The organism is Mucilaginibacter sp. P2_A4 (assembly GCF_056405015.1).
The window spans coordinates 118,813-135,570 of record NZ_JBFUCX010000019.1; the positions used below are offsets into that span (position 1 = coordinate 118,813).

At 39.7% G+C, this 16,758-nt stretch carries 13 protein-coding genes and 1 rRNA gene; 10 read left to right on the forward strand and 4 right to left on the reverse strand.

Annotated features, from left to right (window positions below; all coding sequences use genetic code 11):
- Window positions 1–215: 215 nt before the first annotated feature.
- The 3 genes from AC1DYB_RS26935 (at window position 216) to AC1DYB_RS26945 (ending at window position 2,698) form a co-directional block, all read left to right on the forward strand.
- The gene (locus AC1DYB_RS26935; protein ID WP_477439587.1) at window positions 216–674 is read left to right on the forward strand and encodes a hypothetical protein; all 459 of its coding nucleotides are present in this window, start codon (window positions 216–218) and stop codon (window positions 672–674) included.
- Between the two features lie 190 nt (window positions 675–864).
- Window positions 865–1,671 carry a helix-turn-helix domain-containing protein gene (locus tag AC1DYB_RS26940; protein ID WP_477439589.1) on the forward strand — a complete coding sequence of 269 codons (807 nt, stop codon included), beginning with the start codon at window positions 865–867 and terminating at the stop codon, window positions 1,669–1,671.
- An 85-nt stretch (window positions 1,672–1,756) separates the two neighbouring features.
- Window positions 1,757–2,698 (forward strand): nitrilase-related carbon-nitrogen hydrolase, encoded by a 942-nt coding sequence (locus tag AC1DYB_RS26945; RefSeq protein WP_477439591.1) that lies wholly within the window; start codon window positions 1,757–1,759, stop codon window positions 2,696–2,698.
- A gap of 125 nt (window positions 2,699–2,823) precedes the next feature.
- Here AC1DYB_RS26945 and AC1DYB_RS26950 read toward each other — a convergent pair whose 3' ends face one another.
- Window positions 2,824–3,804, reverse strand: a complete 981-nt coding sequence (locus AC1DYB_RS26950) for an acyl-ACP desaturase (RefSeq protein WP_477396856.1) — start codon at window positions 3,802–3,804, stop codon at window positions 2,824–2,826.
- Between the two features lie 50 nt (window positions 3,805–3,854).
- Entirely contained in the window at window positions 3,855–4,991 is a 1,137-nt protein-coding gene (locus AC1DYB_RS26955) for a glycoside hydrolase family 5 protein (RefSeq protein WP_477439593.1), read from the reverse strand.
- Between the two features lie 69 nt (window positions 4,992–5,060).
- Between AC1DYB_RS26955 and AC1DYB_RS26960 the strand changes: the two genes are divergently transcribed.
- From AC1DYB_RS26960 to AC1DYB_RS26990, 7 genes are all read left to right on the forward strand, one after another.
- Complete coding sequence (locus AC1DYB_RS26960; RefSeq protein WP_295714503.1) at window positions 5,061–6,407, forward strand: sensor histidine kinase; 1,347 nt, start codon at window positions 5,061–5,063, stop codon at window positions 6,405–6,407.
- Window positions 6,408–6,421: 14 nt separating this feature from the next.
- Window positions 6,422–8,503: a cellulose biosynthesis cyclic di-GMP-binding regulatory protein BcsB gene (locus AC1DYB_RS26965; RefSeq protein ID WP_477439595.1), complete on the forward strand. Its 2,082-nt coding sequence runs from the start codon at window positions 6,422–6,424 to the stop codon at window positions 8,501–8,503.
- 185 nt (window positions 8,504–8,688) lie between these two features.
- A complete protein-coding gene (locus AC1DYB_RS26970; RefSeq protein ID WP_477439597.1) occupies window positions 8,689–10,533 on the forward strand; it encodes a glycosyltransferase family 2 protein in 1,845 nt (614 codons plus the stop codon).
- Window positions 10,530–12,098, forward strand: a complete 1,569-nt coding sequence (locus AC1DYB_RS26975; protein ID WP_477439599.1) for a hypothetical protein — start codon at window positions 10,530–10,532, stop codon at window positions 12,096–12,098. The genes AC1DYB_RS26970 and AC1DYB_RS26975 overlap by 4 nt, the downstream gene beginning before the upstream one ends.
- 669 nt (window positions 12,099–12,767) lie before the next feature.
- Window positions 12,768–13,514, forward strand: coding sequence for a TlpA disulfide reductase family protein (locus AC1DYB_RS26980; protein ID WP_477439601.1), 747 nt, complete (start codon window positions 12,768–12,770; stop codon window positions 13,512–13,514).
- Between the two features lie 48 nt (window positions 13,515–13,562).
- Window positions 13,563–14,927: a sensor histidine kinase gene (locus AC1DYB_RS26985; RefSeq protein WP_477439603.1), complete on the forward strand. Its 1,365-nt coding sequence runs from the start codon at window positions 13,563–13,565 to the stop codon at window positions 14,925–14,927.
- Window positions 14,924–15,625, forward strand: a complete 702-nt coding sequence (locus AC1DYB_RS26990) for a response regulator transcription factor (RefSeq protein ID WP_477439605.1) — start codon at window positions 14,924–14,926, stop codon at window positions 15,623–15,625. The genes AC1DYB_RS26985 and AC1DYB_RS26990 overlap by 4 nt, the downstream gene beginning before the upstream one ends.
- 54 nt (window positions 15,626–15,679) lie before the next feature.
- Here AC1DYB_RS26990 and AC1DYB_RS26995 read toward each other — a convergent pair whose 3' ends face one another.
- Together AC1DYB_RS26995 and rrf are read right to left on the reverse strand one after the other, a co-directional pair.
- On the reverse strand, window positions 15,680–15,910 hold the full coding sequence (locus AC1DYB_RS26995) for a hypothetical protein (RefSeq protein WP_477396839.1): 231 nt from the start codon (window positions 15,908–15,910) through the stop codon (window positions 15,680–15,682).
- Between the two features lie 436 nt (window positions 15,911–16,346).
- Window positions 16,347–16,458: ribosomal RNA gene (gene rrf / locus AC1DYB_RS27000) — 5S ribosomal RNA — on the reverse strand.
- Between the last annotated feature and the right edge of the window lie 300 nt (window positions 16,459–16,758).

Here is a 16,758-nt window from a genome sequence, read left to right on the forward strand (position 1 = left end):
CTCTAAAGGGGAAATGCCAAACGGCGAAAGACTTACGAAGTTTTAAAAACTTCGTAAGTCTGGGATTCTACAGCTTCCATCCCCTCAGGGTCTCTCGCAGAGGACTCTGAGGTACCATGCAGATCAAATTTAAATAGTATTATACCTTGCAAATGACCTCAGGATCCCTTTTCAAGGAGCCCCTGAGGATACAAAAACATTTATCAAAGATACATATGGAGCCAACCACTTCCTACAAAGCAATATTTAACCGCTACCGATCATTAAATCTTTTTATAGTTTTCTGTATAATCTTTTGTTTAGCGGAATGTAAGCCAAATACTGACGAAGAGATTCGGATAGGATATAACATATATTTATTTCGTGGCGAAGGCAACTCGGATGGTGGATATAGTATAATACAAAAAAGGGATGAACATTTTTATACAACGCTGGTTGAACAAAATCCGGTAGAAATATACTATAACCCATTACGAATTCTTGTAATTCAAAAGGATAACCACGATTTTAAAACCTATTATAAAATCAGTATTGGTAAGCTGAAAACAAGTCTGCCTTCAATAATTAGAATAAAAGAAAACCTCTTCAAGAATGAAGTGAGGAGTTGTATTTCCTGTAAAGAAATTAGTTTGACATTAGATACTACAAAAGCGATGTGGATTGTAAAAAAATAAAGTAAATTCAAATAATCGCTTACTGATCCAAAGCTCCTGTTCGATACCTTGCAAATGGACTAAGGAGGGTCCCTTTTCAAGGAGACCAGGAGGATACAAAAATGGCATGCAGGGAAGCCCTTTCGTCCACATTGTTTTATTGCGAGAATAACAAAAACATTATATTAGCATTGAACAGTAAAGCCCAAGAATGCAATTATTGCCAACACCTCTACTATCATCCATCGTTAAACACTATTTAATTATAGATGGCGGAGAGGCTGTAAACTTGAACTACCGATTATTTTCGGACGGTAACCCAGGAATAGTTTTTCACTTTAAAGACCCTTTATACCGGCACAGCGAAAACAACCTTTTACACTTGCAGCCCAGGTGTTTTGTATATGGACAAATAACCAATTACAACAGCATCACATCCCATGGCAAACTGGGGATGCTGGTGGTGGTATTACAACCCTATGCCTTATTTACCCTTTTGCACATTGCCGCCTGCGAACTAAACAATAACATTATCAGCCTGGCCGATATCTTCGGTCGGGAAGCGGAATATCTTGAGGAACAAATTTTGAATGTCCCCCATATCACCAACGCCATTGCTATAATTGAAAAATTTTTGATAGCCCGGTTAACAACCATCAAAAACCCTGATGCTGTTATGCAAATGGCATTAAGTACCATTTACAAAAACAAAGGTATGCTTACCGTTGAAAGCCTATTAAAAAGCATCCCGGTAACGGAAAGGCAATTAGAGCGTAAATTCAGCGAGCATATTGGTACCTCCCCAAAAAGGTTTGCCGATATTATTAAATTTCAACACTTTTTAAAACAGCTACAAAAGCACCCCTCCGGAAAAACCATTACCGAACTTAGCTACGCTTGCGGGTATTACGACCAGGCCCACCTCAATAATTACTTTAAAAAAAATACCGGCGTAACGCCACTACAATACAAGGCGAATAACCACCTGCTGGCCATTAACTTTATGCCTGTAAATTGATAGCATTTTGTCGGTTTTTTACAATGCCGAAGTTGAGAATGCTCCTAATTTTGACGTGATAAAAATTAATTGTCACCTATAAAAAATGGAAAATTTTAAAGTTGCTACGGCACAGTTTGAAAGCAAAAGCGGCGACAAGGCTTATAATCTGGAAATAATTAAACAACTAACTGCCCAGGCCGCTGCGCAGGGGGCAAAAGCAATTGCGTTTCACGAATGTTGCATAACGGGGTACTCGTTTGCCATGAACTTTACAAAACAACAAATGCTGGATTTGGCAGAACCCATTCCGGATGGATCAAGCATTGCTCAACTAACGGAATATGCGAAGCTGTTTGACATTGCCATTTTAGCCGGCCTTTTTGAAAAAGACGATACAGGTACCGTTTTTAAAGCCTATGTATGTGTAGATAAAACCGGGCTTATTGCTAAACACCGCAAACTGCACCCTTTTATTAACCCGCACATCACCGCAGGCAACAGTTACACCGTATTTGACCTTTACGGCTGGAAATGCGGTATACTTATTTGTTACGACAATAACATCATTGAAAATGTACGGGCAACAACACTGCTGGGCGCCCAGGTTATTTTTATGCCACATGTTACCATGTGCACCCCATCAACCAGGCCGGGTGCCGGCTTTGTTGACCCTGAATTATGGAAAGATAAAGAAGCCAACAGCGAATTGCTGCGCAAAGAGTTTGATGGATTAAAGGGCCGGCAATGGCTGATGAAATGGCTGCCTGCGCGTGCTTACGACAATGCCATTTACGTCGTATTCAGTAATCTTATTGGGATGGATGGCGAGCAGTTGAAGAATGGTTGCTCGATGATTGTTGACCCTTACGGCGACATTATGGCCGAATGCCGATCATTAGCCAATGAACTGGTTATTGCCGAGCTTACGCCCGACGCGTTGGTTAAGGCAGGTGGTTATCGCTACATTAACGCCCGCAAGCCCGAATTATATCGGGACATTATTGGGATGCCTCATAACAGCGAGCAAAAGGTTGTTTGGTTATAGATGATTATAGAGTTGGGCGTTGTGTAAGGGAAGGCGATAATTAATAAAACCAAGGCCCCATAATATTCCCTCAAACAAAAAGAGACGCATTTTCATGCGTCTCTTCTTAATATTTTTATAAACCCTTAGCCGTTTATCCAGCTAAACTTATATTCAAGCATTGGATTTTTCATACGGTCGGCTACACGTACCAGGCGGTTGGGTAGGTTCATGATATAATCACGGGCCTTTTCGCCGGCTTCGTTCAGGTCGGGAGTACTTTCAATATGCCAGTCTTCTATCAGTTCTTTTAGTATATCCACATAATCAATGGCTGTATAGATGCCTAAGCGTTGGGCCGCATCGGTAAAGTGACCAAAGGTTTGGCCAATTTTTAAACCAACTTCGCGCAGGAAATGGGCCGGCATCACAATTTTTTTACGCATCATATCCTCAAAGGCAATCATGGCCTCATTGGGGTCAACTTCAAAAATCTTTTCAATAAAGTATTTGTAAGCTTTTGCATGGCGGGCCTCATCACCGGCAATTACACCACACATTTTTGATAACAGGGTATCGCCATCTTTTTTAGCCTGTGAAGCCACACGCCTGTGCGACACGTTTGTTGCAAGCTCCTGGAAAGAGGTATATATAAAGTTACGGTAAGGATCGGTTCCGGTACCAATATCAAAGCCATCGGCAATTAAATACTGGGTTGAAACCTCCATCATACGCATATTTACACGACCAGAAAGGTAAAGGTATTTGTTCAGCAAATCACCGTGGCGGTTTTCTTCGGCTGTCCAGTGGCGGGTCCATTTCATCCAGCCACCAGCTTCGTCTTTTGATACACCATCAACCATGGTAAGCCATGATTCATAAGTTGGTAATGCTTCTTCAGTAATTGTATCGCCAACTAAAACCGCAATGAGGTCGTAGCTAAGTCCCTGGGCGCTTTCCTGTAATTCCTTAATTTCATTAAAAAAAGTATCTCTTGAAGAATCAGGCAAAAAATCTGATGGTTGCCAAATAGTATCTACAGGCTTTAAAAAATCATACATCTTTTCGAGCATGAATTTTTCAATATGGCTCATTACTTCCCTGCGCTTTTCTACAAAAAATTCCATAACAAATTATTAATGTTCAAAGGTAACATTTAAAGCCTAATAATGTTACATCATTTTGATGCTTTATAACCAATAGCATCGTGCATACAGGCAGGTAAATTACCCATTAATGGCTTGCCGGCAAATATAGAAAACGTGCCATTATAATCCCAAAGCATCCCCGGTATGTCCAATTTTTTTAACGCCAGTCTTACTGCTTTAATATACCTGCAACGGCTATCAACATCGGCATATTTATTATAAGCGCCATACTCGCCGCAAATAACCGGCACATCATATTTATTAGCCCAGGCTTTCGCTATCCATAGTTTATCGTTTACCGATTGCTCGTTGCCATCGCGTTTATACAGCTCATAATTAATTTCGCCGCTTGTACCCTTCGCTTTAGGGTTGAGGACTGGAAAATTTTCCGCATTATAAGGAAATGATACCCCGGTTGTTGCCACTTGGTTCCCTACCCACTCAGCACCCTGGTGGGTAAAAAAGAAAGGTTCATAAAAGTGGAAGGTATAGATGATATTCTCATCTGCAAACCTTACAAACCGGCTCAGTTCATATATACTATTGTAGTTTGATGCACCTATAATAAAAGTGTGTGTTTTATCAATCTTACGTATGGCGGTTACTATGTTATAAATCGCATCTTTCCACACATTGGGATCCATGTGGGGTGGCTCATTATACAGCTCAAAAAAAACGTCGTTTGCACTGGTATATTGATACTTTTTAGCCAGTTTTACCCATAAATCAATAATTTTAGGAGTTTCTGCACGGTAGTTGGCGTCTGTTAATTTTCCGTCATGATAATCCAATATCAATTTAAATCCGTATCTATGACATTGCTTAACTACTTTATCAATGTATCCCAGTATTTCCTCAGCAGGTACCCTTGCTGATTCAAAGAATGTAAAAGCTATGGGTAGCCTTATACTTCTAAAACCAAGCTTTTTTAACAGCAAAAAATCAGCGTCTTTTATAGCCCCCTGTTCAAGTGGTTTTTTGCTCCAGGTTTGCTCCAGCCACGAAAAACTAATCCCATTATTTAAGGAGTATGACCTTTTAAAAGCCAGTGCACGTAGCCCGTCCTTTTTTGGACTACTTTTTGCAACAACGCAATTTGTTGTTATGGACAATAATATTAACAAAAAGTTTATGAATTGCGTAAAACATATAAATTTGTTTTTCATCACATTGCCCTTAAACCCATTAACCCGCATAGGCCTTAATTTTAATTTATAATTTCAAGATAGCGAATAATGTTTGTTCAGATCACCAAAGAAGAATTAATAAAAGAGACCTCAAAAAAAGCATGGTACCAGACCAACAACATCGTTTGGACGATTATATTTCTTTACCCCCTCTTTAGTATAGTTGATTTTATATACACACAGGATATCTGGATACAATTTTTCATTGTACGTATTATTACCTGTTTAATAATATATGGCCTGCATAGTTATATCCAGTATAAAAAGTACGATTACCGGATATTACTTCACGTTGCCATGCTGTTGTTATCTGTTACATCGGCAGTGCTTTGTAACATAGTAACGGTACAAAGTTTAAATATCTATTACTCCCTTTTTGCCACGCTGATATTATTCTTTAACCTGCAGGTATTTTGGGAACCTGTTAACTCCATCATTCAGTTTTTATTAGCCATATTATTGCTTGCCATATTTTTCAACTTGCAGCATGAGTTTAACCTGGATATTGTGATTAACAATGGCGGTCAGTTATTTTTCATCATTTCAGTGATATCATGCCTTATACCAAACACCCGTTTCAAGGTGATGCAGCGGGAGGTTAGATCGCAAATATTGATTGAAAAATCAAATGAACAATTAAAGCAACAAAACGCCTCTATCAATGAGAAAAACAACCTTATTGATATGCAGTATGAGCAGTTGCGCAAGCTTGATGGGCAAAAGAACAGCTTCATCAACATTGCAGGCCATGATCTTAAAAACCTCATTGGCTCCATTGTGATGAGTAATAACATGATCAAGGAGGAAGACTACCGGTTAAGTAATGATCAGAAAGAGTTTGTAGGTTTTATAGCCGATTCTGCCGAAAAAATGCAGTATATGCTTAATAAGCTCATGGATGTTAAGGAGATCGAATCGCCGGAGATGAAATTTAACCTGGAGTTTTTTGATATCAATATAGAGGTAATGCATGTTTTTAAAGGGCTGATTGAAACCGCCCAGATGAAAAACATCCACCTTGTTGATAATATTTTAAAGCTGCCGCTTAACGTAAAATTAGATAAGGTATTTGCAGGGCAGGTGTTCCAAAACCTTTTATCAAACGCCATAAAATTTTCACAAACCAATAATACTATAAAGGTTGTAACCAGCCTTCAGCGCCAGCGTTTTGTTTTCGAAATAATTGACGAAGGCATAACCATAGGGCAGGATGAGTTGGATATGATGTTCAACAAATTAAAAACCCTTAATGATACATCGGGCATTACCGAAAGCCGCTTAGGGCTTGGCCTTTCAATAGCCAAGCTTATGACCCAGGAAATGGGTGGCGAACTATCATACCGTAGTGATGAAAACGGTAATTATTTCAGAGTAGAATTTTACGTTATAAATTAATTATTTACAACCAGATGAATAAATTTTTAGCCCTTTTTGCCTTTTTATTTCTATTTAGCACGGCATCAAAAGCACAAAATATTGTAACCTTTAAAACGCTGGGCCATGAGGACGATATGATATATGGCATGAGTGGCGCCAATTCATTTTATTTTAAGATCACCCCGCTTACCGAAATGAATGGCAGTAAAGTGGTTTTATTTTTTGAGCCTTCGCAGGCTTTATTAAAAGACCGCTCCTACATCAATGTTGTTGTAAACAACAAACCGGCCTACAGCGGCAGGATGACAAAAGATTCTATCCAAAAAATAACGCTTAACCTAACCAGGGCCGATTTATCCAACGATAAATTCCTGAAAATACAGATCAAAACGCTGCTTACCATAACAGACGATGTTTGCCGTGATCTGGACAACCCGGCTATGTGGTTAAAAATCAAAAATTACTCATACCTGTCACTTATCCGCAGCAGCAAAAACTTTTTTGATAACGTAAACATCAGCAACTGTTTCGACTCAAAAAAGGCTATTGTTTACCCCGAAAACCCTACCCTGCATGATTTAAAAGCAGTAGCATGGGCTTATGCAAGGCTTAAAAAGACCCAAACAAGAGACATTATGGTGTATGATGAAACTCACCTGCCCGATAGTGTCAGAAACTATATTAAGGTGGGTAATTTTGCATCATTAAAACCAGAAATGCGCGACCTGGTTAAAATTACCCCGCAAAACAACCAGGGTTTGTTTTACCTGCACAAATCAATAAGCCTGGTTACCGATACCAATATCCGCATGGTTGAAACCAATGGCATGCTCATGCCGGTTAAAACCGCAACGCAGGAAAACGTTGTTAAAGAAATATTATTTGTAACCGGCGGCGACGATACCGGATATGAGAAAGCAATTACCGCTTTGGGTAATATGAATATTTTAAATTCAACTTATGGCGATTACCTGTTAATTCAAAACGCCCAAAACACCTTCGCCAAAACTATTGATGAGAACCGTTCAAAGCTTTCATTAAAACAGGTAGGTGGTGTGAGTGATTTTTTATCCGGAATTGGTTCATTAAAAAGTGCATATACCTTTAAAAACAGCGACTTTAGCTTTACCCCAAAAGAAGTTGAAATAAGGTTTGTTGCTAATTACAGCGCGTTAAACGCTACCGACCGCGGTTACTTTAACATCTATCTTAACGGTTTACTTATCAGCAGCGAAAAACTGGATGCAACCGGTAAATTAAATACCGCCATTACCATTAACCGTTACCAGCACCATAAATATAATACACTGGAGGCCGAGTTTAGATTTTACCCGGTAAGCGGACATTGTAAGGATAGCTTTACCAACTTTTTTGCCGAAGTTGACGTAGATAAATCGTACCTGGAATCAAAAAACCCTTTCGTTACCAGCGATTTGAGCTTTTATCAGTACCCGGAAGCATTTAATACCGGTACCACCCGCATAGTTGTTAGCAGGAATTATGCAAAATATGCTGCCGGTGCCCTGGGCGAAATCATTTATGAATTAAATAACAACATTAACGCCAATAACTTCCCGGAGTTTACTTACTCAGATTCTATCCCATCACCTGATCTTAAAAAATATAATATCATTGCGCTGTTGTCAAAAGAAGATAAGCTGATGAAGGAATTCTCCGATGCGCCAATCAGATTTGATAAAAACTTCATCTTGTATTATACGGATAACAATTCGCCAGTGTACTCGCTATCAGATACGGTATCGAAAGGCCTCGCTCAGATATTTTACGGGCGCAGCAATAACGCTACCCTGGTGCTCACCGCAACAGGTACCCATATTGCCGAAGCCTTCCTGTCTGCATCAAAATCAATTACCGAACAGCTTTCAACACTATCAAGTAACGTATGTATATCTGATGTTAACTCCAACAAATACCTGTTTAACATCAATAAATCAAGCGATAACCTGCAGTATATTGATACCAAAAGTGGCCTTACCCGTTTCTGGGACAGCTACAATCTGTACATTCTGCTGGGCATACTGATATTAATATTGTTATCATTCCTGTACGTTAGGTCGAAAGTTCAAAAATCACAGGATCTGTTTAACGATTAACTTTTTAAAGTTTAAAGTCTTAAGTCGATAGTTAACCGCGGGCGGGTTAATTATATAAGAAGCTGTCTAAAAATAAAAAAATAGACCGTCATTGCGAGGAGATGTGCTTCATCAGGAGTATAAAAACATTAATAAATCAAATTTAGATAGCTTCTAAGTTGTTTTAACATTTTTATTTATATATAATGAGTATTTCAATTCCTGAACTTTTGGTTAATGACGGGTTTATAACGCCAGGCGATCAGGAAAAAATTAAAAAATTTTCAGAAAAATCGGGGATGTCATATGTGAAGATCGCCCTTAACTTTGGTTATATCTCCCGCAAAAACTACGACCGCTCATTAAGTAATGCCGGCTATCATTTTGCACCAATAAGGGAAGAGGCTTTTGATCCCGAAGTGCTGAAAAAAGTTGAGCTCAAATTTGCCAATGATCATGTGGCACTTCCCCTGCGTGTTGAAAACAACCGGGTGATAACCCTCATGACCGATCCTACAAACCAGCTGTTCCTGGATTTTATCCGGTTCACCTTTGATATGGAGCCCGAAGTAATTGTAGCCTATGACCTGGATATTACCTGGTTAAGCCATAAGTTATTAGGCCAAAAATATGTTAAGGCATCGGTGTATGAACTTTTACGCCGCGACCCGAAAAGTTCGGCATCCATCACCTTTACAACACCGCAACTTGTTTTTATTTTTAGCCTGCTGGCCATCATAGCCATAGGGATGGTATTAAGCTTTAAAAATACATCCATCATTATAAATGTTATCATCAGCATGTTTTTCCTGGTGGCTATTATATTTAAGCTGTTCTTGGCATTGGTGGGTTCGCGTTTCGAGCTGCACCAGGCGGTTACCAAAGAGGAAGTGCATCATATTGTTGACGCCGAACTACCCCCTTACACCGTACTGTTACCAGTTTATAAAGAGGATAAACTGATCAAGAAATTAATCTGGAACCTGCAAAGTTTAGATTATCCGCGCGAGCAGCTTGATGTTAAACTATTGATTGAGGAGGATGATGATAAAACATTACAAGCTGTTCAAAACCTCGATTTCCCGGCTGTTTTTGAAGTGATTGTGGTGCCTTTTCATATGCCCAAAACCAAACCCAAGGCATGTAATTATGGTCTGCATTTTTCAAGGGGCAAGTATTTAACCATTTATGATGCCGAGGATATTCCCGATACAGATCAGCTTAAAAAAGTAATAGCCCTGTTTGCCAAATTACCTGAGCATTACATCTGTATCCAAAGCGCGCTCAACTACTTTAACCGCAACGAGAATTTTCTTACCCGTATGTTTACTTTAGAGTACTCCTATTGGTTTGATTATATGTTACCCGGATTGGATACCCTTGATATTCCCATCCCTTTGGGTGGCACCAGTAACCATTTTAAAATGGATGCCTTGATTGAGCTGGGCGCCTGGGACCCCTTTAACGTAACCGAAGATGCCGACCTGGGCGTACGTGCATACGCGAAAGGGTATAAAGTTGCCATCATCAACTCCACTACTTACGAAGAAGCCAACAACGACCCTATCAACTGGATTCGTCAGCGGTCGCGGTGGATCAAGGGCTATATGCAAACCTATTTGGTGCACATGCGCAACCCGGTTGGGCTTGTTAAAAAAATTGGCTGGAAAGGTTTTATGGGCTTCAACTTTTTTATTGGCGCCACATCGGCTACATTTTTGGTTTACCCGCTGTTGCTGGCCATTTTTATTTGTTACCTGGTATTTGATTTTTCAACCATCCGCAGCCTGTTTCCTGATTGGGTTTTGTTTATGGCCATATTTAACCTCATGGTTGGCAACATACTCATGATATACGTAAACATGATGGCTGTATTTAAACGCAGGTATTTTGAGTTGATATTGTTTGCCATTGCCAATCCCGTTTACTGGTTAATGCACTCGGCAGCGGCCTATATGGGTTTATACCAGTTAATAACCAATCCGTTTTACTGGGAAAAAACAAACCATGGTTTAAGTAAAGTTAATAACCCCACAAACGTTGTTAAATGATCATATCAAAAAGTCAATTTCTGTTTATAGTAACTGTAATGCTTGCCGCATACTATATGGTGGTGGGTGTTTATATGAACCATTGGGGTTACTATAACCAGGAAAATATTTTTTACATCGAGAAAACCAAGATCATTTTTGAAGGACTTGGTAACCGCATTAAAGTAATGGGCCTTACAGCACCGCTGCTGCCTTTTTATTGCGCCATCATTTTTAGCTTCATCAGTACTTTCCTGGCGCCGGTAATTGCATCGGCATTGGGTACGGCAGCGTTGTTTTACATCATTACATCAGCCATGAACACCCGCATAAAAAACGATGATTTTTATGTGTGCATGGTGGCCATATTGTTCTTTTTTCATCCCGGGATGCTTTACGTAGCCACATCCGGCAAGGCCATTTACCTGGTGCTAATCTTCTTTTTCCTGTTCTTTTTTAACCTGCTCAAGTTTTACCGGTCAAACACCACGTTTCACGTTTCGCTGGCCAGCATGTCATTAGTTACCCTTATTTTTTGCGATTATAAGTTTATATGGATTTGCCTGTTTTTTATACCGCTGGTATTAGCCATTACCCTGCAAAGCTTAAACCTGGGCGAAAAGGAATCCATCTTCAGGCTGTTCCTGAGTTTCAACAGCCCATCGTTACGGCGTAAGCTTGTAGGCAAAACATTTGCTATTTACATCATCCTTTTTATACTGCCCATAGCTTCGGTTATATCCTACAAACTGCTTAATTTAACCCATGCAAGTGACCTGGATTATTTTATCGAAAGCCCTTACGCCACCTGGAATGTACTGGTAGATAAGCTTAATTACGATATGAGCACCGCGGCCACCAACTACCAGCTGCCAGATCTTTCTATATTAGTTTCTGTAAGGGTTATATATTTTTGCCCGCTTATTTTGGTAGCCATTTACCTTTTCAGAGAAAGCACCTACCAGGCATTAACTATTTTAACGCCATTCGCTTTTGTTGAGTTTTTGCATATTAAGTATGATAAGCTTTTCCTTACCTATGAGTATTACCTCATCTTTTTGATTCTTGCTTTATTGTGCCTCATATTTAAAGCCAAAACCGTCAAAAATCAAAAACTGTTTAAGCCCATCGTGTTCATCGTTGTTTTAATGCAATTGTATACCGGGTATATTTTTCTGTCCAAATCATTTATCCATGATGAGAAGAGCTTCATCACCACGCTTATAAACCGCAAACCAAATACCGATCAAAGTGAAATAATGGAGGTGTCCGCCTACATTAACAGTCTGCCCAAAAATTCGCATGTATTGATGGACGATGCCATAGCGTACCCCATTGCCGCATTTACCGACGACATTAAAAGGCTAACGCTGCCTTACCAAAACGTTTTTTTAAGCGCCATAGAAACCCCTTACCATTACGACGACTATATACTTGTTGCCACTCCTAAAAACCCGTTCACGGGCTACACGCAGCTTAATAACAAGTATATCCCCCTAATCCGGGTGGTTAACAGCGGCATCAACTACAAACGGGTTTTCGAAACCGACAGCTGGATCCTGTACAAGATCATCGCTATTCAATAAGCTAACTATTAACTGTACTATAACTGAATGAAAGACCTGCCCCGCAACGGCAGGTTTTTTATTGGTATTGATTTATCGCTGATACATTACGGGTACCTGCCGGATGAACCAAAAAAATGAGGATAATACATAGGTTTTATAACCCAACAACAAGCATGTCATTAAGTATGTCATTGCGAGCGCAGCGCGGCAATCGCGAACTTTGCATTTACGCCCTGTATAGTATGCGATTGCTTCGTGCCTCGCAATGACATGAATCCTAAAAATCTTTCGAGCACTCACCGAGACAACTCCAACAAAAGCCAATAAGCACCACTCATTTTTGTATGAGTTAACGAAGTAAGAGTTACAAAAACACCAAAGCTGACGTTATACACAACCCAGTTTTCGGATGAATTTGAATTAAATGAACTTAATCAGTAGGACAACATCATTGCAAAGTATTTTCAGTTAACATTAGTTAACACTCTTTAGTTATCCTTTAACAAAGATGAGGTCGATTACTAAATAGTTTTACACCATGAAACTATTACAAATCGGCAGCCTAATTAAAAATACATTTTTCTGTTCCCAGGGCTACACTAATCTGTATCAAAGCCAACTCTTGTATTAAATAAAAATTCAACAATAAATATGAATTCGCAAATCTCAAAATTTACTCCATTCCAAATGAAAACTTATTGGTTTATCGCTGCTTTAAGCATCTGCACTATCGCTGCTAAAGCTCAAACCCGTGCCGGCAACGTTGCAGCTCAAAAAACTTCCTCAGCCAGGCCATCTGTAAATCAGCAGGAAATACCTGCTACTACTTATATGATGCCGGACGGCAACTTTATCACCAAAGACAAGATTGACAGTGTAAGGAACGCCTGGAATGGCGCATTATTCATTGGGCACCAGGAAAGCGATAGGGCGCAAGGCATATTGCACCTGGTGAGGTTAACGGATGATAATATGAAGGAAATAAATGAAAAAAACGCCAAAGATGAACTGGTTGTAAAAGCGATGGTGAATAAACCCGCTGCAGATTTTAACTTAACGGACCTGCACGGGCGGCAATGGTCATTAAAGTTGTTGAGAGGAAAAGTGGTTGTGCTCAATTTCTGGTACACTGCCTGCCCGCCCTGTTTAGAGGAAATGCCGCAACTCAACGAAATTACTAAAATGTACACCCCTGATAAAGTGGTTTTCCTGGCGCTAACTTTTGATGACGTTAAAAAGGTGCAGGCATTCCTCAAAATACATGAATTTAGCTACACTATACTTCCTGGCTCCAAAGCCATTGATCAGCAATATAAAGTGAGCGGGTGGCCAACCAGCTTGGTGATCAATAAGAAAGGTGTGATCACTTTCGCTACCAATATCAGTCCCGATATTAAACGCGACCTGTCATCGGCCATCAATGCAAATTTATAGCCATTACCAAATAACTTATCTTTGAGCAGCGTTATATAATGCCACCGGATGAAAAAGAGACTTACCTTTTTATTTCTTATCGCCGCGCTTACAGCCGGTGGCATTATCCTGTTTCAATGTTATTGGGTATATAACACGTACAAAACCGGGGAGCTAAATCTCAACAAACAACTGTCAGATGCACTTCAAAAAAGCATCGATAACTACCATGTGCAACGCAGCGAGCTTCCGCTTTCGTTAAAATCGCCGTCGCCTTTTTTATCGGTATTAGAAGTAGTGGAGAAGGATACATCTCTGCACTTAAAGGTATTTTATGAAGATGTTAAACACCCGCCATACACTGCAAAAATAGAACAGGTTGCAGTAAATCCGGCTAATTTATACCACCTAAAAGTAATGCTGGCCGAAACCCAATTCATGTCGGCTACTTTAATGAACACCGTGAGGCTGGATACTTTGAAGGCCATATTTAAGGACGAATTAAAAAGGAACAACATCGATTTGCCTTTTAATCTTTTGTTGTTAAAAAACCGACAGCATCTTCCACCTGGTAAAATAACTGCTTATATTAACTATGCTAAAAACAGTCCTATCATAGAAGCCGTTTTTAGTAACACAGGCCAGGTTCTTCTCGCTCAGAATATTGTCCCCGCCATTATATCCCTTCTTTTGATCATCCTTTCTGCGGGTAGTCTTTGCTATATGTGGATCATCATACGGCGGCAAATGCAGCTGGATCATATCAAAAATAATTTTATAAGCAATATCACGCACGAACTCCGCACCCCCATCTCCATCTTAAAATCAACGCACGAAGCACTATACAGGTATGGAGGTATCGCAGAACCGGAAAAGGCAGAACGCTACTTAAAAATCAATACGGAGATCTTAGAGAAGCTGGATCATAATGTAGACCGGATCCTGGATATAACCAGGTATGAAAATGGCGATAAACTGGCCAAACCAAGTTTGACTGATATTAATGAGTTAATTAATTCGGTTATCGAAAGGTTTACCCTGGATGCCAGTTATTCTATCGAATTTCTAAATCCTTCGGGCTTACAGAAGGTTTTTACAGATGGCTATATCATAGATACCATCATTACTAATTTAGTGGATAACGCCATTAAATATGGCGGTGAAGATGTAAAAGTTACCATAACAATTAACCCTTTTGAAAAAGGCTGGCAATTAATCGTCAGCGATAACGGCCCGGGTGTTGACCATCAGTATCTGCCGTTTATCTTTGATAAGTTTTATAGGGTGCCTTCAGGCAATTTACACGAAGTTAAAGGCTACGGACTTGGATTAAGCTATGTTAAGCAATTAGTAACGAGTTTAAATGGTGTTATTTCAGTTAAAAGCAAGTTAAATTCGGGCACTACGCTTACCATTCAATTTCCTCAAATATGAATAAGATAAAAGTGCTGTTGGTAGAAGATGAGGCAGTTTTAGCATCTATAGTTAAAGAAACTTTAGATGCCAGGGGTTTTGAACTCACCATTGCCGCAAATGGTGTAGAAGGCTGGAGCTTTTTTAATAACAACAAGCCCGATATATGCGTAATTGATGTGATGATGCCGCGTAAGGACGGGTTCTCACTGGTCGAAGATATCCGCAAAGTGAATAAGCTGATTCCTATTATTTTCCTGACTGCCAAAACACAAACTGCGGATGTGATCAAAGGATTTGAAACAGGCGCAGATGATTACATGAAAAAACCCTTCAGCATGGAGGAATTAATATTAAGACTGAAAAGCCTGAATCGCAGGACGAGTTTACAGGAACCAGCTAATAGTTCTTATTCGTCTGTCACGGCAATTAATAAGGTAGGCAATTTTTACTTCGACCATCACCGGCTGGAACTGATGGATAACGGGAAAGCGGTAAGCCTCTCGCAACGGGAAGCCGACCTCCTTCAATTGCTCATCGACCATAAAAACCAGTTATTGGATCGCAAAACAGCATTGCTCAAAATATGGGGGGATGATACTCCATTTAACGCCCGTAGCATGGACGTTTATATCACCAGGCTCCGCAAGTATCTGTTGAGTGATACAACCGTACAGATCCTGAATGTCCGCGGTTTTGGTTACAAATTGATTGATTAGAAATTTATATATCGTGTTGCTGTTTACTTACTTCGAAGACTGGGTATAGCATGATCAATAATCACTATCATCCCCTACAGGGTACATATTTTCCCGGGCTGAGGCCTCGGCGTCATCATCAATTTGATTTGAGTAAATAATATAATCCTCTTCATCTTCGTATACCTTGTATTGTGGGTATTGTATCAAATTATCGTCGATAAAGTTTCTTGCTTCATGATCAGTATCAAATTCTTTGGTGATCTGTTCCCCGGTTTCTATATTTTTCCCTGTGTAAATAAACATGTGCTAAGTTTTAATTTTAAATCTACCGGCTTTTAACTTATTGAATAACGTTAGTAGTTAAATATAGCATGGTTTTTTTAATAAATTAGAAACCAATTACTTTTCTGTAACTACTGTGAATAATAAACACGTACGGTACACTATTGTTTTCCCGGGTGTTCGGGTCAGGAGCATGCGGGTGTTCGGGGGTGTTCGGGCTGGGCTTTAGTAAAAGGTTAAGTTATTGGTTTATAGCAGGCTTTGTTTTTAGGTAGGAATATGGCGAACAGTTAAAGTATTGGATTTCAACTTGTTGATTTTCAGAAAGTACAGGTTAACTTGGGTACTTTGCGAAAAGCGAACACCTGTCCTGGATGGGGTGGATTTATTGTAAACGCAAAAACCCCTCATCAGATAGATGAAGGGTTTCACGATTCAGCCTTTTGGGGCTTTTAAGATTGGGCACCGACCTACTCTCCCACGTTTTACCGCAGTACCATCGGCTCTGGCGGGCTTGACTTCTCTGTTCGGAATGGGAAGAGGTAGACACCGCCGATATAGGCACCTGAATTTCTTTTGAGCGAAAAGCATAAAGCTTTTTTGCCAATTCATTATTTGTTTGCTGCTCCGCTTTCGGCTTTACGCCTTTAGCTTTCAGCTAAACAATGACATATTATTGAAAGAAGTTCTTGATCAAAGAAAACAACAGTATTAGTGTGTTGAGTGAGTGGTTGATTGGGTTGATTAAGTGAATGGTTTTACAACCACTCTCCATTCAACTTATTTCACCACTCACCATTATTACCTGCTATGAGAAAGCTTCGGGCAATTAGTATCACTCGGCTATGATGTCACCACCTTTATACCTA

Coding starts and splice junctions, on each gene's coding strand:
- AC1DYB_RS26935 (WP_477439587.1), top strand. CDS start 216: ATGGAGCCAACCACTTCCTACAAAGCAATATTTAACCGCTACCGATCA.
- AC1DYB_RS26940 (WP_477439589.1), top strand. CDS start 865: ATGCAATTATTGCCAACACCTCTACTATCATCCATCGTTAAACACTAT.
- AC1DYB_RS26945 (WP_477439591.1), top strand. CDS start 1,757: ATGGAAAATTTTAAAGTTGCTACGGCACAGTTTGAAAGCAAAAGCGGC.
- AC1DYB_RS26950 (WP_477396856.1), bottom strand. CDS start 3,804: ATGGAATTTTTTGTAGAAAAGCGCAGGGAAGTAATGAGCCATATTGAA.
- AC1DYB_RS26955 (WP_477439593.1), bottom strand. CDS start 4,991: ATGAAAAACAAATTTATATGTTTTACGCAATTCATAAACTTTTTGTTA.
- AC1DYB_RS26960 (WP_295714503.1), top strand. CDS start 5,061: ATGTTTGTTCAGATCACCAAAGAAGAATTAATAAAAGAGACCTCAAAA.
- AC1DYB_RS26965 (WP_477439595.1), top strand. CDS start 6,422: ATGAATAAATTTTTAGCCCTTTTTGCCTTTTTATTTCTATTTAGCACG.
- AC1DYB_RS26970 (WP_477439597.1), top strand. CDS start 8,689: ATGAGTATTTCAATTCCTGAACTTTTGGTTAATGACGGGTTTATAACG.
- AC1DYB_RS26975 (WP_477439599.1), top strand. CDS start 10,530: ATGATCATATCAAAAAGTCAATTTCTGTTTATAGTAACTGTAATGCTT.
- AC1DYB_RS26980 (WP_477439601.1), top strand. CDS start 12,768: ATGAAAACTTATTGGTTTATCGCTGCTTTAAGCATCTGCACTATCGCT.
- AC1DYB_RS26985 (WP_477439603.1), top strand. CDS start 13,563: ATGAAAAAGAGACTTACCTTTTTATTTCTTATCGCCGCGCTTACAGCC.
- AC1DYB_RS26990 (WP_477439605.1), top strand. CDS start 14,924: ATGAATAAGATAAAAGTGCTGTTGGTAGAAGATGAGGCAGTTTTAGCA.
- AC1DYB_RS26995 (WP_477396839.1), bottom strand. CDS start 15,910: ATGTTTATTTACACAGGGAAAAATATAGAAACCGGGGAACAGATCACC.